This is a genomic window from Methylocystis sp. ATCC 49242, assembly GCF_000188155.2.
GTDB lineage: Bacteria > Pseudomonadota > Alphaproteobacteria > Rhizobiales > Beijerinckiaceae > Methylocystis.
Genome location: NZ_KE124774.1, coordinates 3,065,568 through 3,089,145 on the forward strand (window position 1 = coordinate 3,065,568; position 23,578 = coordinate 3,089,145).

The following is a 23,578-nucleotide window of genomic DNA, read 5'->3' on the forward strand; positions in this document are numbered from 1 at the left end:
TTTCCGGTTTCATTCGAAAGCGGCGAAAGACAGTTCCGGCCCCGGTGGGCCTCATGGCCCCATACGCGCGTCATTTCAGCAGTCCGGAACGCCGGCGCCGTTGGATGCGATCATGTCGCGCAGATTGCCGAGATATCGCGACTGTCCGCGCCGCAGCTCCCTGATCGCCAACTGGCCCCCGATGCCGCCACGCAGATCGACGATCGCGTCCTTCGCCGCCGTCTGGCCGGTCGCAAGCAAGGCCTCCGCATGGATGAGGTAGGCGGCGCGTTCGCTGGGCTGGCGGAAATTCACAGGAAAACGCGGATCCTTGCGATCGAGGTTGTTGGGATAAGGCGCGGCAGTCAGCGCTTGCACTTCATCGAACTTGAAGCCGGCCAGCGCCGCGAAAAGCCCCGGCGGCGCCGCGAGCGGGTCGACGCCGGGCGTGCGCGATTGAACCGTGACGAAGGGGAGCATGCTCCGAAACAGCGCCGCGTTGATCCCGCTGACCTGGTCGAGCTCCATGATCGTCTCGAACGGGGCCTTCTTGGGGCCGAACGGCTTTTCCGAGACCTCCTGCTTCGCCCACATCTGAGCCACGTCGTCGCCGGGAGTCGTGCGGAAGGCGATGATCGAATTGGCGACATTGTCCGCCGTCTTCTTGTCGAGGCCGAGACCCATCAGCATGGCCTGCAGAAGCGGTTGCGGCGCGGCGTTGAGGTCGACCTTGCCGCTCTCATCCTCGATTGAGAAGGCGATCGCGGCGCCGGCGAGGACGCAATACTCGGGCCTGCCATCCCTGACCGTCGTCTCGGCCTGCTGCGCCACCAGATCGCGCTCGCCGAGAAGCGTCATGGCCGCCTGGTTAATGACGCCCTCGGCGATGTAGCTGGCCTGCGTGGCGCCGGCGATATTTGAAGCGGTCTGGAGCCGCAGGCGCCCCGTCGACATGAAGGAGACGACGAGGAGCGATATGACGCCCGTGCCCCAGATGACGGCGAGTAGCGCGAAGCCAGCTTTCCTGCGTAATCCCCGCGCGGGCGGGAGGCGCCTCGACCGCGTCACTTCGCCGTATTCGAGCCGCGTGAAATCGCCGCCGAGCCGCCCTCGCGACCTTCGGGTCCGAGCGAACCGACGTCATAGGGGCCGTTCTGTCCGGGCGAGCGGTAGAGATAGGCGTGGCCCCACGGGTCCTTCGGAACGCCCGCCGTCTTGAGATAGGGGCCGCTCCAGGAGGACACGCCCGCAGGGCGCTGCACCAGGGCGCTCAGCCCTTCTTCGTTCGTCGGATAGCGGCCGGCGTCCAGGTAGAAGAGGTCGAGGGCGCTCGCCAGATTCTCCATCTGGATCTGCGCAGTCTTGACCTTCGATTCGGAGAGATAATTCAGGACCCGCGGGCCGACGAGACCGACGATCGAGCCGATGATCGCCAGCACCACCAGCATCTCGACCAGGGTGAAGCCGGCGCGGCGGCGCTGCGCGCGGGTGAGGGATCGCGCGCGCGGCTGGAGCGATTTGGGAGAATCGCTCGAAACATCGCCGGTTGACGTCTGCGCAATACGAAACTGCATCTGAATTTCCTCTCCAAAGCCGAGGTTCCGGCTCAAAAGCCAGACAGGTGTGGATATTACGTGACGGCGATTTTCGCCGCAACACGAGGCGCGGAGGCTTAAAGCTCGACGTAGATGTCGCAGCCGTAGATCGAAACCGGGTTTCCCGCCGGGTCCTGGATCATGTTCCAGCATTTGCCGACGCCATTGATCAGCCGATAGATGAACACGCCCTCGGCTTCGGTCACGCGCTTTTCAGGAACGCGCTGCCGACCGAGATAGTTGAAATAGGACACTGCAATGTCGTCGCCACAGCGGTAGAGCGTCCCGCGGTCGAGCAGAAAGACGCCGCCGCGATCCTTGGCGTGGCTGATGCAATAGGAATAATTGGTCAACGCTTCGGGACGCACATTGATCTGCGCCCTGGCGACCGGCGCGCCCATGACTGACGCGCCGAGGATGAGCGCGCCGCAGATTACAGGCCGGAAAAAGGCGTTAAGCGACTGCGCCATTCATAACTCCACCGCCGCCGGAGGCTCCCGCGTTACATATGCGGAAACCGGCGGCGAATGTATGGCCGTTTCGCCTGCAGCGCAACGCCGCGCGCGGCGTCAGCTTTCCTCGTCGGTCTCGATGTCGCCGTCGATGAGGCCGGCGACGTCATCGTCCTCGCCCTCTTCTTCCTCGAGGAAGGTGTCGTCATCGGCGTCGTCGTCGAGTTCGACGTCCTCGTCGACGTCGATCGCCTCGGCCGCGTTCTCGGCCTCCTCGACCTCGTCGAGCGAAACCGTGTCGGCGCTCTCCTTCTCGATCTCGCTATCTTCCTCCTCATCCCGCGCCGGGGCGCGGGAAATGGCGGCGACGTGGAAGACCGCGCCGCACTTCGGGCAAAGGATCGGGTCCTTGTTGAGATCGTAGAATTTTGTCGCGCAGGACTGGCATTGGCGTTTGGCGCCGAGTTCGGGTTTGGCCACGGTTCGTCGATCCTCGTGGAGAGGCAGCGTGGGGAACGCCCGCCTGAATGAATTACTGTCGGGCGCTCCGGTTAGTTGGCTCCCGCCCCGCTGTCAAATGGATAAATGCGCGCAGTGCGGAAGGCGGAATCGCCCATTGCCAAGCGGCGCGCGGATTGGCATAGAAAAAGGGCCGCGGGTGTAGCTCAATGGTAGAGCAGCAGCCTTCCAAGCTGAATACGAGGGTTCGATTCCCTTCACCCGCTCCAGAATCCCATGATTTGCCGGCGGCTTTTCCGCCGACGTCGATGGATATCTTCAGATCGGTCAACAATTTGGCGATTGTTCGAGCCGTTCTTTCGGAACCGCGCGTCCGACTGATTCGTTCGGACTCGCGGATTTCGCCGAGGACCAGCCGCTCAATGCGGCTCGCTGGGCCGTGACGATTGCAATAGAAACTTTCTCCCAGACACAGTCGCCGTCCGTCCGGAGTTCGCATGACGCTGTCGGGGAACCGCCTTTATGACCTGATCCGCTCCCGCGCGCCGGAGAGCAGGCGCATATTCGCCGATCTCGGAGACGGACGCGGCGTCACCTATGCGGAGATCGAGGCGGGCTCCGCGCGCTACGCCAATGCGCTGGCGAGCCTCGGGGTCGCGCCGGGGGACCGCGTGGCCGTTCAGGTCGAAAAAAGCATCGACGTCATCATGCTTTATCTCGGCTGCCTGCGCGCCGGGGCCGTCTTCCTGCCGCTCAACACGGCCTATACGGCCGCCGAGGTCGATTATTTTCTCGACGACGCCGGGCCGAAGCTCTTTGTCCGCGACCCTTCCCGCAGCGACCCGGTCCGGACCGAAGGCGGGCCCGTGGTCATGACTCTGGACGCCGCGGAGGCAGGCTCGATCGTCGATCTCGCGCGGGCGCAGCTCGCGACCTTCTCCAACGCCCCGCGGGGGCCGGACGACCTTGCCGCCATTCTCTACACATCGGGCACGACGGGACGGTCCAAGGGCGCGATGCTCAGCCATGAAAACCTTGCCGCCAATTCCCTGACGCTCGTCGACGTCTGGCGCTTCACGAGCGACGACGTGCTGATTCACGCGCTGCCGATCTTCCACACGCACGGACTTTTCGTCGCGACGAATGTCGCGCTGCTTTCCGGCGCCTCCGTGATCTTTCTGCCCCGTTTCGATCCGAAGCAGATTCTCGCGGTCATGCCGCGCGCGACGGCAATGATGGGCGTGCCGACCTTCTACACGCGGCTCTTGCAGGAGCCCGGCCTCGATCGCGCCGCCGCCGCGGGGATGCGCCTCTTCATCTCGGGCTCCGCGCCGCTCCTCGCCGAGACGCATCGCGAATGGCGGGAGCGGACCGGCCACGCCATCCTCGAACGCTACGGCATGACCGAGACCAATATGAACACGTCGAATCCCTATGACGGGGAACGCGTCGCCGGAACGGTCGGGCCGCCGCTGCGGGGCGTCGAATTGCGCATCGCCGACCCCGAGACCGGCGCGCTTCTCGGGCCGAACGAAGTCGGCATGATCGAGGTGCGCGGTCCAAATGTCTTCCGGGGCTACTGGCGCATGCCGGAAAAGACCGCGAAAGAGTTTCGTCCGGACGGTTTCTTCATCACCGGCGATCTCGGGAAGATCGATTCCGACGGCTATGTCCATATCGTCGGCCGCGCCAGGGATCTCGTCATCACCGGCGGCTTCAATGTCTATCCCAAGGAAGTCGAGACGGAGATCGACACGATTGCGGGCGTTCTGGAGTCGGCGGTCATCGGCGTTCCCCACGCCGATTTCGGCGAGGGCGTTACGGCGGTGGTCGTGCGGCGCGACGGCGCGACGCTGACGGAAAGCGACGTGCTGCGCGCGCTCGAAAGCCGGCTCGCGAAGTTCAAACTGCCCAAGCGCGTTATCTTCGTCGAAAGCCTGCCGCGCAACACAATGGGCAAGGTGCAGAAGAACGTCCTGCGCGAAAGCTATCGCGCAATCTACGGCGCGCGCTGATCGTCGGGGAAGGAGGCGCGTTCAGCGCCCGCCCTTCTGCTTCATCGCCGCGAGCAGCGCTTCGCCGAGACCGCCCGTTCCGCCGCCATTCGCGGGCTTCGCGCCGCGCGGCGCGGGCTGCGAGAAGCGCGGGCGGTTCTGCTCGCGTCCCGGCCCGGCCTTGGCCTGCCCCGGCGCATCGTCGAGCCGCATGGAGAGTGAGATGCGCTTGCGCGGAACATCGACCTCCATCACCTTCACTTTCACGATGTCGCCGGGCTTCACCACGCTGCGCGGGTCCTTGACGAATTCCTTCGACAGCGCGGAAATATGCACCAGACCATCCTGATGCACGCCGATGTCCACGAAGGCGCCGAAGGCGGCGACATTGGTGACGACGCCTTCCAGCGTCATGCCCGGCTTGAGATCGTTCAGCGTCTCGACGCCTTCCTGGAAGGTCGCGGTCTTGAAGGCCGGACGCGGATCGCGGCCGGGCTTTTCGAGTTCCGCGAGGACGTCGGTGACGGTGGGCACGCCGAAGGTCTCGTCGGCGAATTGCTGGGGCTTCAGCTTGCGCAATTCGTTGGTGTTGCCGATGAGCGACTTGATGTCCGTCCTCGCCGCGTCGAGGATTCGGCGCACGAGCGGATAGGCTTCCGGATGCACGCCGGAACGGTCGAGCGGATCGTCGCCGTCGATGATGCGAAGGAAGCCCGCGCTCTGCTCGAATGCCTTGGGTCCGAGGCGTGGCACGTTCTTCAGCGCCGCGCGCGTGCGGAAGGGACCGTTTGCGTCGCGATGCGCGACGATATTGCCTGCGAGCGTGTCGCCGAGGCCCGAGACGCGCGCAAGGAGCGGCGCGGAGGCCGTATTGACGTCGACGCCCACCTTGTTCACGCAGTCCTCGACCACGGCGTCCAGCGCGCGCGAAAGTTTCAGCTCCGACACGTCGTGCTGATATTGTCCGACGCCGATCGACTTCGGTTCGATCTTCACCAGCTCCGCAAGGGGGTCCTGAAGGCGGCGCGCAATTGAAGCGGCGCCGCGCAGCGACACGTCGAGATCGGGCAATTCCTTCGAGGCGTATTCAGACGCCGAATAGACCGAGGCGCCGGCTTCCGACACGACGATCTTGGTGAGCTTCAGTTCGGGATGTTTGGACATCAGCTCGCCGGCGAGCTTGTCCGTCTCGCGCGAGGCGGTGCCGTTGCCGATGGCGATCAGTTCGATCTTGTGCTGACGCGCGAGGCTCGCCAGCGTCGCGATCGATTCATCCCAGCGCCGCTGCGGCTCATGCGGATAGATGGCGGTCGTCGCGACGATCTTGCCGGTCGCGTCGATGACGGCCACCTTCACGCCCGTGCGGAAACCGGGATCCAGACCCAGCGTCGCGCGCGCGCCGGCGGGCGCGGCGAGCAGAAGGTCGCGCAGATTTTCGGCGAAGACGCGAATCGCCTCTTCCTCGGCGAATCTCCACAGGCGCGAGCGCGCGTCGACTGCGAGATGCAGTTCGATCTTGGTGCGCCATGCCCAGCGCGCCGTCTCCAGCAGCCATTTGTCGCCCGGGCGGCCACGATCCTCGATATTGTAGCGCCGCGCGATGCGGGTTTCGTAACCGCCGAGGCCGGCTTCGGCCTCGGCCGCCATTTCGAGATCGAGCATCTCCTCCTTCTCGCCGCGAAACAGCGCGAGAATGCGATGCGAGGGCAGTTTCGAAATCGGCTGCGAGAATTCGAAATAGTCGGAATATTTCGCGCCCGCCGCCTCCTTGCCTTCGCGCGGCTTCGACTTGATGACGCCCTGAGTCCAATAGACTTCGCGCAGCGCGCCGATGAGATCGGCGTCTTCGGCGAATCGCTCGACGAGAATCGCGCGCGCGCCCTCGAGCGCCGCTTCGACGGTTGCGACATTTTTTTCGGCGTCGACAAACGCCTCGGCCCGAACCCTCGGGTCCATGTCGGGCGACGCCAACAGCGCGTCGGCGAGCGGCGCAAGTCCGGCTTCGATCGCGATCTGCGCCTTGGTGCGGCGCTTGGGCTTGAAGGGCAAGTAAATATCCTCGAGGCGCGCCTTGTTGTCAGCCTCCATGATGACGCGCTTCAGCGCGTCGTCGAGCTTGCCCTGGCTCTCGATCGATTCGAGAATCGCCTTGCGGCGCTCCTCGAGCTCGCGCAGATAGCGCAGCCGCTCCTCGAGCTTGCGCAATTGCGTATCGTCCAGCTGGCCCGTCGCCTCCTTGCGGTAGCGCGCGATGAAGGGAACGGTGGAGCCGCCGTCGAGAAGCCCGACCGCGGCCTCGACCTGCCACGGTTTTGCCGCAAGTTCCTCGCTCAGCCGCTCGACGATGGATTTCATATAGGCCGCCTCGATTCATTTTCAGGAACGAGGTTTGTAGCCATCGCGGGCGGGCGAAGTCAAAAGCCCCGCTCGCAAAATTCCGTGGATAGAAAAGCCCGCCCTATTTCATCGCCTCATTGAGATATGAATGATCCGGCCAGCATTTGCGGTCCTCGACCGTGAGGGGCGCGGGTCCTTCCGCCGACATCAGCCAGGGCGGGACTTTTTCCATGCGCGCCCAGTAATTCGTCGGCTTAATGGAAATATCACCCTTGTGCCAGCTCGTCAGCATGTTGCAATCGCTGATCGCATAGGAGCCGCGGAACGCCTGCTTGATTTCCAGCATCGGCGTCGCGAAGGAGAGAATGACGATGACGGAAATCGCCGTCGCAAAGCGTCCATTGTCGCGCGGCGTCAGCACTGCGATGCGCGAGAAGGCGAAAGCGATGAAGAACAGCGGGGCGATCGACGATCGCATAACGAAATCGTTGGACGGCCCCATGCTGTAAATAGGGATGAAGATCAGCATACCTATTGCGAGAAGCAGGATGCGCCGGTCCGCAGCCTCGACCTTGTTCCAGGCATAGGCGATGATCGCGATCTGCGGAAGTTCTATCGCGATGAATGCCGGCCAGTAGAGCGCAAAACCGTCGCGCGTGATGAGCCACTCATGCGGAACCTCGGCGGCGTCCATCGTCAGATAAAGCGCGATGGGGATAAAGCAGAGGCCCGCGGCGCAGGCCATGATCGTGCGGGATGAAAACAGGCCGCGCGCGCCGGCTTGAAGCGCGAACAGCGCGATGAACGGCGCCGCGCCCATCATCGCCAGCGGCGACCACAGCAGCATCGCCGCGAATGAAACGAGCAGCGCGCCGAGATCGACCTCGCCGCGCGCATGGAGCAGCGCGAGGACCGCAAACCACCAGCCGGGCGCCATATGGTTCGGCACCCAGAAGAGCTGCGTGAGATGGCTCGAATACTGGAGGCGGATCGTCGTGTAATAGTCGCCCCACCATTCTATGTGGGTGAAGGGCAGGAAGCCGTTATGCACGAAGATCTCGATCGCCTCGGCGACGAGTATCGGCACGACGTCCATGCCGCTGAAAGCAAAGAACAGCAGCAGCATCGGCGTCTTTCGCACATTGGCGAGAGAGGCCACGAAATAGGCGACCGCGCCGACGAGGAAGGCGTTCTGCGTCAACAGCGCCATATGCGCCGCGTGAAGCCCGAAGGCGCGGCCGACCGTCGCCGGGATCATATACATGCCCAGCGGCGCGCGCAGCAGATAGTCCTGGCTCTCGTAATTATAGAGAACCGTGAAGCCGTTTTTGACGAGATCGGAGAGAACCGCGTCGCGGATCAGCCAGTCATGCGTCGAGTAGAAAAAATGGCCCTCGCCGCCGAGGAGACAAAGCGCGAGGCCCGCCGCGAGACAGGCGCCGAAGCTCGAAGGATCGAGAGGCGCGGACAGAAACGCGCCCGCCCGCGGCAGTCGCCAGAGAAAGGCCGCGATGGCGCCGCAGCCGATGAGGACGAGCGCCGCCGGCGCCGGCCGCAGGGCGGTCGCGAAGATCGCGTTGGGCAGAAGAAAGACGAGCGTCGCCGCAAGAAGGAGATGGAAATTCGTTGCGACCCTCTGCGCAGCCCGCGCATCGGCGTAAGCCGTCATCTCTTCACGGCCGCTCGCGTCGATGGCCCCTTGCGGCCCAAGCGTCGCTTTCATAGATTCAAGCCCTTTCACTGATTGCATTAAGCGAATTCAGAAATTGATCCGCTCGCGTTCGAACACCACAGGCTTGCGCCTCACCTGCGCGTAGATAGCGAGCACATATTCGGCGAGCACGCCGATGGAAAAGAGCTGCACGCCGCCGAAGAAGAAGACGGCGGTGATGATTGTCATGATGCCGGGCTGCGCAATCGTGCGGTAGTAGATCACGCCGAGCACCAGATTGAAGAAGGCATAGGCGAGCGCCAGCGCCGCGATGACGAAGCCGCCGAACAATAGCAGCCGTAACGGCGCGAGCGTATTGGTGACGAGCCCGTTCATGCCCTGGTCGATCAGATTGAACAGGGAGTTGCGCGACACGCCGCGCCGGCGCTCGACCCATTTGTAAGGAACGCCCACGGACCTGAACCCGCATTCGAAAGTCATCATGCGCATGAAGGGATAGGAGTCCTCGATCATGCGCATGGCTTCGATGACCTTGCGGTCGACGAGCTGGAAATCGCCGACGCCGCGTGGCAGCGACAGTTCGGAGAGCGAGGTCAGCATCCGGTAATAGAGCTGGCGCAGCGCGCGCATCGTGGCGTTTTCTTCGCGAATTTTGCGAATGCCATAGACCACCTCGTAGCCCTGCGCCCAGAGCTCGACGAATTGCGGAATGAGCTCCGGCGGGTCCTGCATGTCGGCGGGGAAGAACAGCAGCACGGCGTCGCCGGTCGCGGCCATCACGCCATTGTAGTTCGAGCGCATCGGGCCGAAATTGCGCGCGTTGAGGATCACCCTGACATTCTTGTCTTCCGCCGCGATCTCCCGCAGGATCTCCACCGTGCGATCGGTCGAGGCGTTGTCGCAGAAAACATGCTCCCGGACGTAGCCTTTCAGCTCATTGTCGAACAGCGTCCGGATCGCCGCGTAACATTCGCGGACGTTCATCTCCTCATTGTAGCAGGGCGTGACGATGGAGATGGTCTTCATGGGTTTCGGGCTTTCTGTCCGATGTTGAAGACGAGGGTCCGATTGAGGAAATAGGAAAGCGCGACGCAAGGCGCGAGCAGCAGGGCTTGCGCCAGCGCGGCGCCGGCGCCGATGGCGAGAGCGCCTTCGAGACAGGTGGCGTTGAAAATGAAGACAAGCCCATAGACGGCGACGAAACGCCAGAGGCGCGTCGCGTCGGAATTTGCGAAGACGATGCGGCCGGTCGTGAGAAAATTGAACAGCACGCCGAGGCTGGTCGAAACCGCCAGAGCGGCCGTCGGCGCCAATCCCATGCGCAGCAGAATGAAGAAAACGCCGTAACCGAAGATCGTGTTGATAACGCCGACGACAAGAAAACGCGCGACGCGATGTCGCGCCAGGCGCGCGATCGACTGCCGGACGCGGCCCGGCGCGGGTCTTGCGGTAAAGGCGCTCATGCCGCCATCCGCTCACGCCTGAAGGCCGCCACCGTTTCCTCGAAGCCTTCCATCAGTCCGATCCGCGGCGACCAGCCGGTGACGGCGCGGATGCGGTCGATCTTCGCTTCGAGATGCATCACCTGATCCGGCCGATAGGGAATCGCGCCGAAATTCGGCCGGGCGTTCCTGTCGATCATGTCGCGCAGAAGCAGCACCGCGTCGCGCAGCGGCGCGGGCGCGCCGGAAGCGACATTGAACACCCCGTGGGCCTGCGGCGTTTCCAGCAGCGCTATGAAGCCTTGCGCGGCGTCGCGCACATGAGTGAATTCCCATATCTGCTCGCATCTGGTCAGATCGAGCTGTTGTCCCTTCGACAAGGCGCGGATGAGCGAGGGCACGAGCCACGGCCCATCATTCCCTGGTCCGTACAGCGAGAAGACGCGCCCCCATATTGCGCGAACGCCGTGAATGGCGCCGAGCGTCAGGAACGCCCCCGATGTCGCGAGTTTCGAGACGCCGTAAAGCGTCTCGGGCGTGGTCGGGTCGGTCTCGCCGAAGGCGCCCGAGCGCGCGCCATATTCGGCCTGCGAGCCAACGCCGATGACGACTTGCGCGCCGCATTCGATCGCCGCCTCGGCGAGCCTCGCGGAGGCGGCGATGTTTTCGAGTTGCGCGAGATCGTTTCGCTCTGCGCCGACGACGCCGCGCCAGCCGCAATGAATGAGCGCGTCGGGCCGGAAGCGCGCGAGCCCGCTCCGCCAGTCCTGCGGAGAAAAAAGATCGCCCTGGATGAATGTGGCGCCGGGCGCAAGGGCGGCGTGGCGGGCCATTCCCTCCGTCGTGCGGGCGAGCGCCAGCACCTCGTGACCGCGCGCGACGAGCGCGCGAGTCAGCTCCCCTCCCAGAAAACCCGTCGCGCCGGTGACGAAGACTCGCATGCCCTTCCTCACACCGCTGCTTTCAGCGCCGGTCGGCAGAAGTCGTCGATCACGTCGAGCACATAGCCGATATGATCTTGCGTGAGTTCCGGATAGACGCCGATCCAGAATGTGCGATCGACGACGATGTCGGCGTTTTTCAATTCGCCGCTGACGCGGAAATTGCGTCCCTTCATGTAGGGCTGGCGCACGAGATTGCCGCCGAAGAGGAGGCGCGTGCCGATCTTCCGCGCGTTGAGATGAATGACGAGTTCGTCGCGCGTGAAGGGCGCGTCGTCGCGCAGCGTGACGGGAAAGCCGAACCACGACGGCTGCGTTCCCGCGGTCGCTTCGGGCAGGATGAAATAATTCTCGAGGCTTTTCAGACCCGCCTTCAGCGCGTCGAAGTTGCGATTGCGGGCGCTGATGAAGCTTTCGAGATGATCCATCTGCGCAAGGCCGACGGCGGCCTGCATGTCGGTGATCTTCAGATTGAAGCCGAGATGCGAATAGACGTATTTATGGTCATAGCCTTTCGGCAGATCGCCGAGGCGCCAGCCAAAACGCTTGTTGCAGCTGTTGTCCTTGCCGGGTTCGCAATAGCAGTCGCGGCCCCAGTCGCGGAAGGACTCCATCGCCTTTGCAATGTGATTATTGTTGGTGAAGACGGCGCCGCCCTCGCCCATGGTGATGTGATGGGCTGGGTAGAAGCTCAGCGTGCCGATGTCGCCGAAGGAGCCGACATGCTTGCCGTCGACCGTAGCGCCGAGCGCGTCGCAGCAGTCCTCGATCAGCCAGAGCTTGTGGCGGTCGCAGAGATCGCGGATCGCGCGGACGTCGAAGGGATTGCCGAGCGTATGCGCGACCATGATCGCTTTCGTCTTCGGCGTGATGGCGGCCTCCACCGCCGCGACGTCGATATTGTAGGTCGGGATGTCGACGTCGACGAAAACGGGAACCATGCCCCACAGCAGGATCGGATTGACTGTCGTCGGAAAGCCCGTGGCGCAGGTGATGACCTCGTCGCCCGGCTTCAGCGCGCGGTCGCGCAGCGTGTGCGAGGTCAGCGCCGAGAACGCGACGAGATTGGCCGACGAGCCGGAGTTTACGGTAAGCGCCTTTTTCGCGCCGACGTAAGCGGCGAGGCGCTCTTCGAACTGCGCGTTGAAACGGCCTGTCGTCAGCCAGAAATCGAGCGCCGAATCGACGAGCGCCTGCATGTCGCGCGCATCGAACACGCGACCCGAGACGGGCACGGGCGACTGGCCGGGCGCGAAGCTCTTCGGCGGGTTGGCGACGCGATGATATTGACCCACGAGATCGAGGATCTGCGCGCGCAATTCGTCAGCCTGCGACGTTGCGTCTTTCGTCATGTTCGATGTCCTTCGTGGAATCAGGCGTAAAGGGCGAAGTGAGCCGCACCCGCTGGCCGAGGTATCGGTCGATCTGTCTCAGCGTCGTCTCCGGCATGTCGCCGCGCTCGACAAAGGCGCGATACCATTGCGCCGTCCATTGGGCCGTCTGCTCGAAATCGAGAAGCGGCGTCCATTGAAGCGTCTCGCGCGCTTTCGCCGTGTCGAGACGCAGCAGGCGCGCTTCATGTGGATGATCGGCGCCGTCGCGCTCCCAATGCGCGTCATGTCCCCAGGCGGAGATGAAACGGGTGAGAAGCCGCTCGACGCTCTGCTCCGAGTTCGGACCCGGACCGAAGTTGAAGCCGCCGTCGAATTCAGCGGCGCGAGCCTCGGGCGCGCTCATCGCCTTTTCGATGAGGAGCAGATAACCGGTGAGCGGCTCCAGCACATGCTGCCAGGGACGCACGGCGTCAGGATTGCGAACTTTCAAGGCGCGGCCCGCGACGAAGGCGCGCAGCGCGTCCGGCAATATGCGGTCGGCCGCGAAATCTCCGCCGCCGATGACATTGCCCGCCCGCGCTGAAAGGATGCGCACGCTCTGCTTCGCGCCGAAGAAACTGTCGCGATAGGCGCCGGTGACGAGTTCCGCGCAGGCCTTGCTGTTCGAATAGGGGTCATGGCCGCCGAGCGCGTCGGTCTCCCGATAGCCCCACACCCAGTCGCGGTTCTCGTAGCATTTGTCGGTGGTGACCACGAGGACGAGGCGCACGCTCGAAACATTGCGCGCGGCCTCCAGAACATTCACCGTTCCCATGACATTGGTGGCGTAGGTGCCGACGGGATCGGCGTAGGATTCGCGCACCAGAGGCTGCGCCGCCATGTGAATGACGATTTCAGGCGCGGCCAGCTCCATCGCCGCGCGAAGCGAGGCGAGGTCGCGCACGTCGCCGCGCAGGTCGTCGATATGTTCGGCGACATTCGCCAGTGTAAAAAGGCTGGGCCTGGTGGGCGGCTCAAGCGCGTAGCCGGTCGCGCGGGCATTGAGGCGCGAGAGCATCAGCGCGAGCCACGATCCCTTGAACCCGGTGTGGCCGGTGACGAAGACGCGCTTTCCGAGCCAGAATGCGGATGAGATCACCAGATTTTCCACTTCGCCTGGCCGGAGTTCCATTGATCTTCGAGGTAGATCTTGTCGCGCAGCGTATCCATCGGCCGCCAGAAGCCGTTGTGCTGATAGGCGCGCAATTCGTCGTGGTCGGCGAGCCAGTTCACCGGGCCATGCTCCCAGATGGTCGAGTCGCCTTCGATGAGATCGCCGACCTTCGGGGAAAGGAAGAAGAAGCCGCCGTTCACGAAGGCGCTCTCCGCCACCGGCTTTTCTGCAAAGGTGGTGACGCGGTCGCCTTCCAGCGTCATCGCGCCGAAGCGCATTTCGGGACGCACGGCGGCGACGGTCGCCATCTTGCCGTGCGAGCGATGGAAGGCGAGTTCGGCCGTGAGATCGATGTCGGCGACGCCGTCGCCATATGTCAGAGCGAAAACCTCGTCGTCCTTCACATAGTCGATCACACGCTTCACGCGCCCGCCGGTCTGCGTCATGTCGCCCGTGTCGACGAGCGTCACGCGCCAGGGTTCGGCGGTTTCCCGATGCACCTCCATCTCGCGCTTGCGCATGTCGAAGGTGACGTCCGACATGTGCAGGAAGTAATTCGAGAAGAATTCCTTGATGTGATAGCCCTTGTATCCGAGGCACAGCACGAATTCGTTGAAGCCGTGCGCCGAATAGATCTTCATGATGTGCCAGAGGATCGGCCGGCCGCCGATTTCGACCATTGGCTTGGGCCGCACGGACGTTTCTTCCGCGAGACGCGTGCCCAGGCCTCCGGTCAGGACCACAACCTTCATGGCGTCGATCTTCCGACTTTTCTTTGCGCGACGGCGTTCGCGCGGGCGAAAGCCTGTGGGGTGGGAGAAGCGCGCGGCGGATCGCGCGTCATCCGATGTACGCATTATCGAATTGTCTAGTTAACGGTTGGCTATCAGCGGCCAAGTTTCCGGTTTCGCGGGCGGTAGAGCGTCGCCGGCCGCCCGGCGCGTTAACCATTTCGGATCGTTTTTCGCCGGCTCGAGGCGCGGGAAGCGATTCGCGCGCCGTGCAATCGCCGCGGCGGCTTCGTCCCTTATCGGGACGTCTCGTTAATGACCGCCGGACTGCCGCCGCGCCCTTCTCCATTTCGCGGGCGGAGCGGGCGCCAGATGCTGCGGCCGCTTCTCGAATCAGCCGCAATATCTGCGCGAACGGGGCGACAACCTTGCGCGATCGCTGATTCGTGCCCCCTGCGTTCGCGCTTGATCCCGACCGTTAACGGCGTCGCTCGGGCGAGGCGATTCTTCCTCATTGACAGAAGCGGCCGGCGGAGTCCGCGCGCTCGTGCTGAACAAATGTCCGAATCGAGCCCGCAAAACGCAATGGATCGTGTGTCTCGCGTCGCGAAACACCATATGATGTCGGAACAGAGCGTGACTCGCGCCAAGTCAGCGATTCGGGCGCGATTCGTTCGCCGGCTGTTCAAAGGGTAAAGTCGCGCGCCGGGCGAAGTTCCGATATGAGACGGCGCAGCTTTTGAAGTCCGGGCGGTAGAGTGAAGTGACGATAAGAATCATGGCGCCGCTCCCGCCGGGAAGCCGTTCCGCCCGCGCCTCGGGCGTGACGGCGGTGCTCGGCCCCACCAACACCGGCAAGACGCATCACGCCATCGAGCGAATGCTCTCCTTTCCCACGGGCGTCATCGGTCTGCCGCTGCGGCTGCTCGCGCGCGAAGTTTATAATCGCGTCGTGGCGAAGGTCGGGAGCGACGCCGTCGCGCTCATCACCGGCGAGGAGAAGATCAAGCCGCGCGCCCCGGCCTACTGGATTTCCACCGTCGAGGCGATGCCGCGCGACATAGAGGTGGATTTTCTGGCCATCGACGAGATCCAGCTCGCCGCCGACCTCGACCGCGGCCATGTCTTCACCGATCGGCTGCTGCGCTGGCGCGGACGGCAGGAGACGCTGCTCATCGGCGCGGACACCATGGCGCCGCTGATCGGCGAGCTTTTTCCCGGCGCGCCGATCTTTTCGCGCCCGCGCCTGTCGCGGCTCACTTTCGCGGGCGACCGGAAGATTTCGCGGTTGCCGCCGCGCACGGCGATCGTCGCCTTTTCGGCGGAGGAGGTTTACGCCATCGCCGAATGGATCAAGCGCCAGAGGGGCGGCGCGGCGGTGGTGCTCGGCGCGCTCTCGCCTCGCACGCGCAACGCTCAGGTCGAGCTCTTCCAGTCCGGCGACGTCGATTACATCATCGCCACCGACGCCATCGGCATGGGGCTCAATCTCGATGTGGATTATGTGGCCTTCGCGTCGGACCGGAAGTTCGACGGCTGGCGTTATCGCCGTCTGACGCCGGCCGAATTCGGCCAGATCGCCGGACGCGCGGGCCGCCACATGAGCGACGGCCAGTTCGGCGCGACCGGCCGCTGCCCGCCTTTCGACGAGGAGCTGATCGAGGCCCTCGAGGATCATCGCTTCGATCCGGTGGCGCTTCTTCAGTGGCGCAACAGCGAACTCGACTTCTCCTCGATCGAATCCCTCGCCAACTCGCTCGATCAGGCGCCGGGACATCCCCGCTTCACCCGCGCCCCCATCGCCGTGGACCAGCTGGCCCTCGAGGCGGCGAGTCGCGACGAAACGGCGCGGCGCAACGCCAAGACGCCCGCCGACGTCGCCCGGCTGTGGGAAGCCTGCCAGATCCCCGATTACCGCAAGACTTCTCCCGCAGCGCATTACGAGCTGGCGCTGACCATTTTCGGCTTCACGGCCCGGCGCGGCAGGATTCCCGCTGACTGGATGGCGAAGCAGATCGCGGCCGTGGACCGCGTCGACGGCGACATCGACACGCTCTCCAACCGGCTTGCGCAGGTTCGCACCTGGAGCTTCATCGCCAACCGTTCCGGCTGGCTCGATGACAGTGAGCATTGGCAGAGCGTCGCGCGTCGGGTAGAGGACAGCCTGTCCGACGCGCTGCATCACCGACTGACCCAGCGTTTCGTCGATCGCCGCACCAGCGTGCTGATGCGCCGCCTGAGAGAGAATGCGATGCTAGAAGCCGAAATTAACGCCGCCGGCGACGTTCTGGTCGAGGGCCAGCATGTCGGAAGCCTCCAGGGTTTTCGCTTCACGCCCGACCCGGGCGCGGCGGGCGAAGCCGCCAAGGCCCTGAACGCCGCGGCGCAGAAGGCTCTGGCGGGAGAGTTCGAGGCGCGCGCCACTCGGGTCTTCGACGCCGTGGACGACGCCTTCGCGCTGGCCAATGACGGAACCATCCGCTGGCTCGGCGAGCCGGTCGCGAAAATCGCCGCCGGCGCCGGAATCCTGGCGCCCACCACCCGAATCCTCGCCGACGAGCAGCTTTCGGGCGCGGCGCTGGAGAAAGTTCAGCAGCGCCTCAATCTCTGGCTCGCCCAGCATGTGAAGAAACTGCTCGGGCCGCTGGAGCAGCTGGAGAAGGGCGAGGGCCTCGAGGGCGTGACGCGCGGCGTCGCCTTCCAGCTCGCCGAAGAGCTCGGCGTTCTCGATCGCGCCCGCGTCGCCAAGGAGGTCAAGGGCTTCTCGCAGGAGGACCGCGGCGCGCTGCGCAAACTGGGCGTCCGCTTCGGCGCCTATCACATCTATCTGCCGCTGCTGCTGAAGCCCGCGCCGCGCACGCTGGCCTCGCTTCTCTGGGCGCTTCATCACGGCGGACTCGACAATGTGAAGGGGCTCGAGGAAGTCCCGCATCTCGCCGCCTCCGGCCGCACCTCCTTCGCCGCCGACCATTCGATCCCCAAGGGCTTCTATCGCGCCGCGGGCTTCCGCGTGTGCGGAGACAGGGTCGTGCGCGTGGACATTCTGGAGCGCCTCGCCGATCTCATCCGTCCGGCGATCGCCTATCGCCCCGGCGTCAGCGCCGGCGAGCCCCCGGCCGGCGCGGCGGATGGCGACGGTTTCGTGGTCACGGTGGCGATGACCTCGCTCACCGGATGTTCGGGCGACGCTTTTTCCTCCATCCTGAAATCGCTCGGCTACGCCGCGTCGCAGCGCCCGGGTCCGGCCATCACCGTCCCGCTGGTGCCGGCCGCCTCGACCGAGCCGCTGGCCGCCAAACCGGCGGAGGAGTCCGTGGCGGGCGAGGAAGCCGCCGCCGAAATGCCGCCGGAAACGCCCGAAGCCGAAACGGCCCCCGCGGCCGAAGCCCCTGCGCCCGAACCGGCCGTCGAAGAGGCGTCCGCCGTGGAAGCGGCCGGGGAGCCTGTCGCCGCCGAAGAAACCGCCGCCGAGGCGCCGGCCATGATCGAGGTCTGGGCGCCGCAGAGGCACGCCCACGCCGGCCCGCGTCGCCATCAGGGCGCGCCGCAGCGCGGCCCCCGGACAAGCGAGGGCGCCGAGGGCGAGAAGCGCCAGCCGCGCCGTGACCGGCCGCGTCCCGAAGGCGGCAAGGAGGCGGGCGCCCGGCCCGCCGGCAGGCCGCGATTCGACAAGCCGCGTCCGGATCAGCAACGCCCGCCGCGCGACGATCGCAATCGCCGTCCGGGCGGCGGCTTCGCGGCCCCCGAGCGTCGCGAGCGCCAGCCGGATCCGGATTCGCCTTTCGCGAAACTCGCGGCCCTGAAGGCGGAGCTGGAGAAGAAAGGCAAGAGCTGAGACGGGGCGGGTCGCCCCGCGCTCGCCAAAATCTTGCCAAGAAGCGGGCGGATTGACCTATTTTGGCCGTCGCCGTGCGCGTGACCGGCGCGCGGAAGGCCGCGAGAGGGTGTCTGATGAGAAAAATTCAGCCCGTGATCATGTGCGGCGGCTCGGGAACGCGAGTCTGGCCCGAATCGCGGGAAACCTTGCCCAAGCAGTTCATCCCGCTTGTCGGCGAGCGCTCGACCTTCCAGACCACGATGATGATGCTTGCCGATCCGGCCTTCGAGAAGCCCATCGTCATCTCCAACATCGACTATCGCTTCCTCATCGCCGATCAGCTGCGTGAAATCGGCGCGCAGGCGGAAATCGTGCTGGAGCCGTCGCGCCGCGACTCCGGCCCCGCCGTCGCCGTCGCCGCCGGCATCGCCGCGCGCCGCGCGCCGGACACGGTGGTGGTGGTGCTCGCCGCCGACCATGTCGTGCGCGACCGCGCAGGCTTGGTGCAACTCTGCAAGAAGGCCGGAGAGGCCGCCGCCGAGGGCTATATCGTCACGCTCGGCGTGAAGCCCGACCATCCGGCCACCGGCTATGGCTATCTGCGCCCCGGCGCGCCGATCCATCCCGACGGAGAAGTGCTCAAGCTCGACGCCTTCGTCGAGAAGCCCGACCGCGAGACGGCGCAGTGCTACATAGACGCCGGCTATTTCTGGAACAGCGGCAATTTCATCTTCCGCGCCGACGTCATGCAGGCGGAGATCGCGCATTTCGAGCCCTATATCGCCGAAGCGGCGGAGGCGGCGATCGACGGCGCGAAGAACGATCTGGGCTTCCTCGTGCTCAACGCCGAGGCCTTCGCCCGCGCGCCGAAAAAATCCATCGACTATGCGGTGATGGAGAAGACCGACAAGGCCGCGCTCATCCCGGCCGACATCGGCTGGTCGGACGTCGGCACCTGGCGCGCGGTCTGGGAGCTTTCCGAGCGCGACGCCGCCGGCAATTCCGTGCGCGGCAACGCCGTCGTCATGGACGCCAACAATGTCCATGTCCGCTCGGAGGACACGCTCACGACCGTTGTCGGCGTCAGCGACGTGATCGTGGTGACGACGCAGGACGCGGTGTTGGTGCTCAGTCACGAGCACGGCGATCAGGTGAAGCAGCTTGTCGACCAGCTCAAGACCGAGAACCGCCGCGAGGCCGGACAGCACAAGCGCATCTTCCGTCCCTGGGGCTATTATCAGGGCATCGACGAGGGCCAGCGCTATCAGGTGAAACGCATTGTCGTGAAGCCGGGCGAGCGGCTGTCGCTGCAGAAGCATTTCCACCGCGCCGAGCACTGGATCGTGGTGCGCGGCACGGCGGAGGTCGGCCGGGACGACGAAATCCATCTCGTCCACGAGAACGAATCAATCTATCTGCCGATCGGCTGCAAGCACCGTCTCACCAATCCCGGCAAGATCGACCTCGAACTGATCGAGGTGCAGACCGGCTCCTATCTCGGCGAAGACGACATCGTCCGCTTCGAGGACGTGTATAACCGGGGATAAACGGGACGGCCCCGCGAGCCTGGAGTTGATCTTGCCGATCCTCGTCAAAATCTGCGGCCTCTCCAGCCCCGAGACGCTTCTGGCGGCGATCGCCGCCGGCGCCGACATGGCGGGCTTCGTCTTCTTCGAGAAAAGCCCCCGGAACATCGATCTGGAAACGGCCCGCACACTCGGGCTGATCGCGCAAGAGCGCATCCGCAAGGTGGCGCTGACCGTCGACGCGGACGACGCGTCGCTCGCGGAAATCGTCGAGGCGCTCGCGCCCGACATGCTGCAATTGCACGGGCGCGAGTCGCCGCAGCGCGTGCGCGCGGTGAAGGAGCGCTTCGGCCTGCCCGTGATCAAGGCGATTGGCGTCGCAACCCGCGACGACGTCGAGGCCGCTCGCGCCTATGAAGGCGCAGCCGACATTCTTCTCTTCGACGCCAAACCCGCCCCGGACGCCGCGGTTCCCGGCGGCGCCGGCGTGACTTTCGACTGGGATTTGCTAAGCAACATAAGCGCGAAACACTGGATGCTCTCGGGCGGGCTCGACCCGGAAAACGTCGCCGAAGCCCTGCGGCGAACCAATGCTCCGGCCGTCGACGTGTCGTCGGGCGTTGAGCGCGAGAGGGGCGTCAAGGACGTCGAAAAGATTCACGCCTTCACGCAGGCCGTCCGGGCGCTTTGATTTGGGGCCGGAAGGTTCTAAAGGTTTCCGCAGAGACGCATAGCCGCTTTCGCCCCCTTCCTGTCCCTCCCCCGCCTTGCGGGAGAGGGGACGCTCGCAACCAGCAGCGTCGATGAAGGCTGCGGCCCGACTCCCTCTCCCGCGTGAGCTGGGGAGGGTTTGGGAGGGGGCGCAGGCTCGCAAAGAGGAACGCCCCCTTGACCAAGCCGCTTCCCAACTCCTTCCGCTCCGGCCCGGACGAAAACGGCCGTTTCGGCATTTTCGGCGGACGTTTCGTCGCCGAGACGCTCATGCCGCTCGTGCTCGATCTCGAACAGGCCTATCAGGAAGCGAAGAACGATCCCGCCTTCCACGAGGAGCTCGCGGGTCTTCACAAGCATTATGTCGGCCGTCCGAGCCCGCTCTATTTCGCCGAGCGCATCACCGAGCATGTGCGCGAAAAGGCCGACCCCGGCAAAGGCGCCAAGGTCTATTTCAAGCGCGACGAGCTCAATCATACCGGCGCGCACAAGATCAACAATGTGCTTGGCCAGATCCTGCTCGCGCGCCGCATGGGCAAGAAGCGCATCATCGCCGAGACGGGCGCCGGCCAGCATGGCGTCGCCACCGCCACCGCCTGCGCGCGATTCGGCCTGCAATGCGTCGTCTATATGGGCGCGGTCGACGTCGAGCGGCAGAAGCCCAATGTCTTCCGCATGAAGATGCTCGGCGCCGAGGTGGTGCCCGTGCAAAGCGGCGCGCGTACGCTGAAGGACGCGATGAACGAGGCGCTGCGCGACTGGGTGACCAACGTCTCGAACACCTTCTACTGCATCGGCACGGCGGCGGGCCCGCATCCCTATCCGGCCATGGTGCGCGACTTCCAGTCCATCATCGGCAATGAGACGAAGGCGCAGATGCAGGAGATGGAGGGGCGGCTTCCCGATTCGCTCGTCGCCTGCATCGGCGGCGGCTCCAACGCCATCGGCCTCTTCCACCCCTTCCTCGACGATCCCTCGGTCGAGATTTATGGCGTCGAGGCGGCAGGTCACGGCATCAATGTGCCCAACGGCCATGCGGCCTCGCTCACCGGCGGGCGCCCCGGCGTGCTGCACGGCAACCGCACCTATCTGCTGATGGACGATGACGGCCAGATTCTCGAAGGCCATTCGATTTCGGCGGGCCTCGACTATCCGGGCATCGGGCCGGAACATTCATGGCTGCACGAGTCGGGCCGCGTCAAATATATCAGCGCGACCGACAGGGAGGCGCTCGACGCCTTCCAGCTCTGCTCCAAGCTCGAGGGCATCATCCCGGCGCTGGAGCCCTCCCACGCGCTCGCCAAGGTCTTCGAGCTCGCGCCGCAGAAGCCGCAGGATCACATCATGGTGATGAACATGTGCGGCCGCGGCGACAAGGATATTTTTACCGTCGCGGAGCATCTCGGCGGTATGTGAGCACGGATCGCCCTCGCGCTGGCGCGGGGGCGTCTTCGCCATTTCGGCGCGCGAGTTTCGCTCGCAATGGCGAGAGAAGCCGGGGCTACTTTTTTCCATTCCCCATGCAGCGTCGGGCGATGGCGTTGAGCCTTCGCCCGCGCTCGGCGTCATCCGCCGCGCCCGCGAGCGCTTTGGTCCGCAAAGCCTCCTGCGCCGTGCACAGGCACGCGTCGTGGCAATATTGCTGACCGGCGCCGTCGGCGCGGCAGGAGGTTTCGCAGGCGGCGACGAAATCCGCCGTCTCGTCCGGGGCCGGCGAGAAGAAGGCGAGCATCGAAAAGACCGCGAACAGGATTGGCTGATGCGCGAGATAGATGAGCAGGCTATGGCGGCCGAGGAATTTCAGCGCGGCTGACGCCCGCGGGAGCCTGTCCTCACGCCCCCCGGCCGGGACCGGAAGCGGGAGCGCCTTCGCCGCCGCGACGCCCAGGAGCAGCGCGCCGGCCCAGGGAAAGAGCGGGCGCCAGTCCTGCGTCAGCGGCTCGGTGGTCGAGAGGCCGAGCCATTGCAGCCAGTTTGAATTGAAGGCCGGCGACGCCAGCACATGCGGCGCGGCGAAGAAGAACGCGCCCGCCGCGGCCGCGAGCAACCACGGCCCGCGCAGGAAGGGCAGCGCCACGAGGCTCGCCGCCGCGATGCAATGCAATATGCCGAAAAACACGAAGGCGGCGGGAAAGATCGCATAGGTCCCCGCGCTCACCAGCGCCGCAGCGCCGGCGATGATCGCAAAACGGCGCCAGAAGGCGGGCCAGCGCATGTGATCTTCATTCGCCAGAACCAGCGACACGCCGGCGATGAACAGAAACGAGAAGGCGATGGCGTGGCCAAAGGCCTTCACGGGCGCCGACCAGGGGATGCTCGCGGCGATATGGCCGAAATGCCCCAGATCCCAGATCAGGTGAAAGACGACCATGGCCACGACGGCGAGGCCGCGCGCCGCGTCGAGCGCGCCCCAGCGGGGACGCGCGCTCATTTCTCCGCCGCCGCCTCGCCGCGGAATCTGCTGAACACCATGTCGGGCGCCGAGAGATTATGTCGCGACGGCAAGTGGCGGCCGACCCAGAATTCGGTGGCGCTGGCGCCCTTGAAGTCGATCACCGGCGACTCCTCCCACCCCTTGCCGCGCTTGTTGCGCCAGCCGACGATCGCCGCGTCGCTCATCGTCTCCATCGTATACATCGAGCGAAGCGCCGCGAAGGGCCGCCCGCCCGGCATGGCGTCGCTGAAGGAGACGTCGAGCGTGAGGCGATCCTGATCCGCGCCCTTCACCGTGATGCGCGCTTCTCCGCCTCGCCGGAACTTCAGCACGAATGTGCGCGTCGCCGGCTCGAAGACGAGTTCGTCGAGATCGACGATCGGGCGCTCCTGCATCTCCACAGGCCCGACGAGGAAGGACGAGCCATAGGCGGTCCAGCGCATGTCCTCGAAGGGAAGAGGACGGCCGCGCCAATAGCCGTCCGGCGGGTAGATCGCCATGATCTCCTCGGCGCGCTCGCGATACCACATCCAGACCTGAATCATGTGCAGGCCTTTTTCGACCTTGTCGCCAACGCGCACCGGCACGTCGTTGGGACGCCAGAACGAGGGGAATGTGTAGCCGGTGAGCCAGAATTCCGGCGTTTCCCAGAAGGTGCGCCGCCTTGACTGGGAGAAGAACTTCGGGTCGGGAGAGAGATCGCAGCTCGACCAGTCCGGCGCCCATCGGTCCGACTGGATGGTGTTGATGTAGGAAGGATGCACCGCCTGTATCTGCATGTGGCGCACGCGCGGCGAAATGAAGTCGAGCTCGATATTGTCCTTCTCGGCGCAGAGCTCGGGAACGGAATTGTTCTCGACGCGCACCTGCAATTCGTCGCTCGATTCCTGCGCGCCCGGCTGTGCGAAGGCGGGCGCCGCGAGCGCCAGTCCCCCGGCTCCCAGAAGAAACCGGCGGCGGTCGAATGTGGTTGTCAAAATTCCCGTCCTCGCGTGGCGGCG

At 65.0% G+C, this 23,578-nt stretch carries 19 protein-coding genes and 1 tRNA gene; 6 read left to right on the plus strand and 14 right to left on the minus strand.

Annotated features, from left to right (window positions below):
- Positions 1 to 75 precede the first annotated feature (75 nt).
- The 4 genes from MET49242_RS16975 to MET49242_RS16990 all read right to left on the minus strand — a co-directional run bounded on the left by MET49242_RS16975 (position 76) and on the right by MET49242_RS16990 (position 2,506).
- The gene (locus tag MET49242_RS16975; RefSeq protein WP_051134272.1) at positions 76 to 1,047 is read right to left on the minus strand and encodes a general secretion pathway protein GspK; all 972 of its coding nucleotides are present in this window, start codon (positions 1,045 to 1,047) and stop codon (positions 76 to 78) included.
- Positions 1,044 to 1,553, minus strand: coding sequence for a type II secretion system major pseudopilin GspG (gspG, locus tag MET49242_RS16980; protein ID WP_084679330.1), 510 nt, complete (start codon positions 1,551 to 1,553; stop codon positions 1,044 to 1,046). Before gspG ends, MET49242_RS16975 begins: the two co-directional genes overlap by 4 nt.
- A 98-nt stretch (positions 1,554 to 1,651) precedes the next feature.
- The gene (locus MET49242_RS16985) at positions 1,652 to 2,044 is read right to left on the minus strand and encodes a hypothetical protein (RefSeq protein WP_036284661.1); all 393 of its coding nucleotides are present in this window, start codon (positions 2,042 to 2,044) and stop codon (positions 1,652 to 1,654) included.
- A gap of 99 nt (positions 2,045 to 2,143) precedes the next feature.
- Positions 2,144 to 2,506, minus strand: a complete 363-nt coding sequence (locus MET49242_RS16990) for a TIGR02300 family protein (RefSeq protein ID WP_036284663.1) — start codon at positions 2,504 to 2,506, stop codon at positions 2,144 to 2,146.
- A gap of 174 nt (positions 2,507 to 2,680) precedes the next feature.
- Here MET49242_RS16990 and MET49242_RS16995 point away from each other — a divergent pair.
- Positions 2,681 to 2,754, plus strand: a tRNA-Gly gene (locus MET49242_RS16995).
- 228 nt (positions 2,755 to 2,982) lie between these two features.
- Positions 2,983 to 4,500 (plus strand): malonyl-CoA synthase, encoded by a 1,518-nt coding sequence (locus MET49242_RS17000; RefSeq protein ID WP_036284665.1) that lies wholly within the window; start codon positions 2,983 to 2,985, stop codon positions 4,498 to 4,500.
- A gap of 21 nt (positions 4,501 to 4,521) precedes the next feature.
- On the opposite strand, the gene MET49242_RS17005 is transcribed toward MET49242_RS17000, so the two are convergent.
- From MET49242_RS17005 to rfbF, 8 genes are all read right to left on the minus strand, one after another.
- Positions 4,522 to 6,834 carry a Tex family protein gene (locus tag MET49242_RS17005; protein ID WP_036284667.1) on the minus strand — a complete coding sequence of 771 codons (2,313 nt, stop codon included), beginning with the start codon at positions 6,832 to 6,834 and terminating at the stop codon, positions 4,522 to 4,524.
- A 103-nt stretch (positions 6,835 to 6,937) separates the two neighbouring features.
- Complete coding sequence (locus MET49242_RS17010; RefSeq protein ID WP_051134273.1) at positions 6,938 to 8,539, minus strand: hypothetical protein; 1,602 nt, start codon at positions 8,537 to 8,539, stop codon at positions 6,938 to 6,940.
- A gap of 36 nt (positions 8,540 to 8,575) precedes the next feature.
- Entirely contained in the window at positions 8,576 to 9,514 is a 939-nt protein-coding gene (locus tag MET49242_RS17015) for a glycosyltransferase family 2 protein (RefSeq protein ID WP_036284670.1), read from the minus strand.
- Positions 9,511 to 9,951: a GtrA family protein gene (locus MET49242_RS17020; RefSeq protein ID WP_051134274.1), complete on the minus strand. Its 441-nt coding sequence runs from the start codon at positions 9,949 to 9,951 to the stop codon at positions 9,511 to 9,513. The genes MET49242_RS17015 and MET49242_RS17020 overlap by 4 nt, the downstream gene beginning before the upstream one ends.
- Positions 9,948 to 10,871: an NAD(P)-dependent oxidoreductase gene (locus MET49242_RS17025; protein WP_036288509.1), complete on the minus strand. Its 924-nt coding sequence runs from the start codon at positions 10,869 to 10,871 to the stop codon at positions 9,948 to 9,950. Before MET49242_RS17025 ends, MET49242_RS17020 begins: the two co-directional genes overlap by 4 nt.
- Positions 10,872 to 10,879: 8 nt before the next feature.
- Positions 10,880 to 12,223 (minus strand): lipopolysaccharide biosynthesis protein RfbH, encoded by a 1,344-nt coding sequence (rfbH, locus tag MET49242_RS17030; RefSeq protein ID WP_036284673.1) that lies wholly within the window; start codon positions 12,221 to 12,223, stop codon positions 10,880 to 10,882.
- Positions 12,195 to 13,343: a CDP-glucose 4,6-dehydratase gene (gene rfbG, locus MET49242_RS17035; RefSeq protein WP_202804167.1), complete on the minus strand. Its 1,149-nt coding sequence runs from the start codon at positions 13,341 to 13,343 to the stop codon at positions 12,195 to 12,197. Before rfbG ends, rfbH begins: the two co-directional genes overlap by 29 nt.
- Positions 13,340 to 14,110: a glucose-1-phosphate cytidylyltransferase gene (rfbF, locus tag MET49242_RS17040; protein ID WP_036288515.1), complete on the minus strand. Its 771-nt coding sequence runs from the start codon at positions 14,108 to 14,110 to the stop codon at positions 13,340 to 13,342. The genes rfbG and rfbF overlap by 4 nt, the downstream gene beginning before the upstream one ends.
- Positions 14,111 to 14,867: 757 nt before the next feature.
- On the opposite strand from rfbF, the gene MET49242_RS17045 reads away from it, so the two are divergent.
- The 4 genes from MET49242_RS17045 (at position 14,868) to trpB (ending at position 21,559) form a co-directional block, all read left to right on the plus strand.
- On the plus strand, positions 14,868 to 17,924 hold the full coding sequence (locus tag MET49242_RS17045) for a helicase-related protein (protein ID WP_036284676.1): 3,057 nt from the start codon (positions 14,868 to 14,870) through the stop codon (positions 17,922 to 17,924).
- Positions 17,925 to 18,040: 116 nt separating this feature from the next.
- On the plus strand, positions 18,041 to 19,453 hold the full coding sequence (locus MET49242_RS17050; RefSeq protein ID WP_036288517.1) for a mannose-1-phosphate guanylyltransferase/mannose-6-phosphate isomerase: 1,413 nt from the start codon (positions 18,041 to 18,043) through the stop codon (positions 19,451 to 19,453).
- Positions 19,454 to 19,484: 31 nt separating this feature from the next.
- A complete protein-coding gene (locus tag MET49242_RS17055; RefSeq protein ID WP_036284678.1) occupies positions 19,485 to 20,123 on the plus strand; it encodes a phosphoribosylanthranilate isomerase in 639 nt (212 codons plus the stop codon).
- 197 nt (positions 20,124 to 20,320) lie between these two features.
- Positions 20,321 to 21,559: a tryptophan synthase subunit beta gene (gene trpB / locus MET49242_RS17060; protein WP_036284681.1), complete on the plus strand. Its 1,239-nt coding sequence runs from the start codon at positions 20,321 to 20,323 to the stop codon at positions 21,557 to 21,559.
- Positions 21,560 to 21,644: 85 nt separating this feature from the next.
- On the opposite strand, the gene MET49242_RS17065 is transcribed toward trpB, so the two are convergent.
- Positions 21,645 to 22,574 (minus strand): heparan-alpha-glucosaminide N-acetyltransferase, encoded by a 930-nt coding sequence (locus MET49242_RS17065; RefSeq protein WP_036284684.1) that lies wholly within the window; start codon positions 22,572 to 22,574, stop codon positions 21,645 to 21,647.
- The gene (locus tag MET49242_RS17070; RefSeq protein WP_036284687.1) at positions 22,571 to 23,554 is read right to left on the minus strand and encodes a hypothetical protein; all 984 of its coding nucleotides are present in this window, start codon (positions 23,552 to 23,554) and stop codon (positions 22,571 to 22,573) included. Before MET49242_RS17070 ends, MET49242_RS17065 begins: the two co-directional genes overlap by 4 nt.
- Between the last annotated feature and the right edge of the window lie 24 nt (positions 23,555 to 23,578).

Coding starts and splice junctions, on each gene's coding strand:
- MET49242_RS17065 (WP_036284684.1), bottom strand. CDS start 22,574: ATGAGCGCGCGTCCCCGCTGGGGCGCGCTCGACGCGGCGCGCGGCCTC.
- MET49242_RS17005 (WP_036284667.1), bottom strand. CDS start 6,834: ATGAAATCCATCGTCGAGCGGCTGAGCGAGGAACTTGCGGCAAAACCG.
- MET49242_RS16985 (WP_036284661.1), bottom strand. CDS start 2,044: ATGGCGCAGTCGCTTAACGCCTTTTTCCGGCCTGTAATCTGCGGCGCG.
- MET49242_RS17015 (WP_036284670.1), bottom strand. CDS start 9,514: ATGAAGACCATCTCCATCGTCACGCCCTGCTACAATGAGGAGATGAAC.
- MET49242_RS17000 (WP_036284665.1), top strand. CDS start 2,983: ATGACGCTGTCGGGGAACCGCCTTTATGACCTGATCCGCTCCCGCGCG.
- MET49242_RS17050 (WP_036288517.1), top strand. CDS start 18,041: ATGAGAAAAATTCAGCCCGTGATCATGTGCGGCGGCTCGGGAACGCGA.
- rfbF (WP_036288515.1), bottom strand. CDS start 14,110: ATGAAGGTTGTGGTCCTGACCGGAGGCCTGGGCACGCGTCTCGCGGAA.
- MET49242_RS17010 (WP_051134273.1), bottom strand. CDS start 8,539: ATGAAAGCGACGCTTGGGCCGCAAGGGGCCATCGACGCGAGCGGCCGT.
- gspG (WP_084679330.1), bottom strand. CDS start 1,553: ATGCAGTTTCGTATTGCGCAGACGTCAACCGGCGATGTTTCGAGCGAT.
- MET49242_RS17045 (WP_036284676.1), top strand. CDS start 14,868: ATGGCGCCGCTCCCGCCGGGAAGCCGTTCCGCCCGCGCCTCGGGCGTG.
- MET49242_RS17025 (WP_036288509.1), bottom strand. CDS start 10,871: ATGCGAGTCTTCGTCACCGGCGCGACGGGTTTTCTGGGAGGGGAGCTG.
- rfbH (WP_036284673.1), bottom strand. CDS start 12,223: ATGACGAAAGACGCAACGTCGCAGGCTGACGAATTGCGCGCGCAGATC.
- MET49242_RS17020 (WP_051134274.1), bottom strand. CDS start 9,951: ATGAGCGCCTTTACCGCAAGACCCGCGCCGGGCCGCGTCCGGCAGTCG.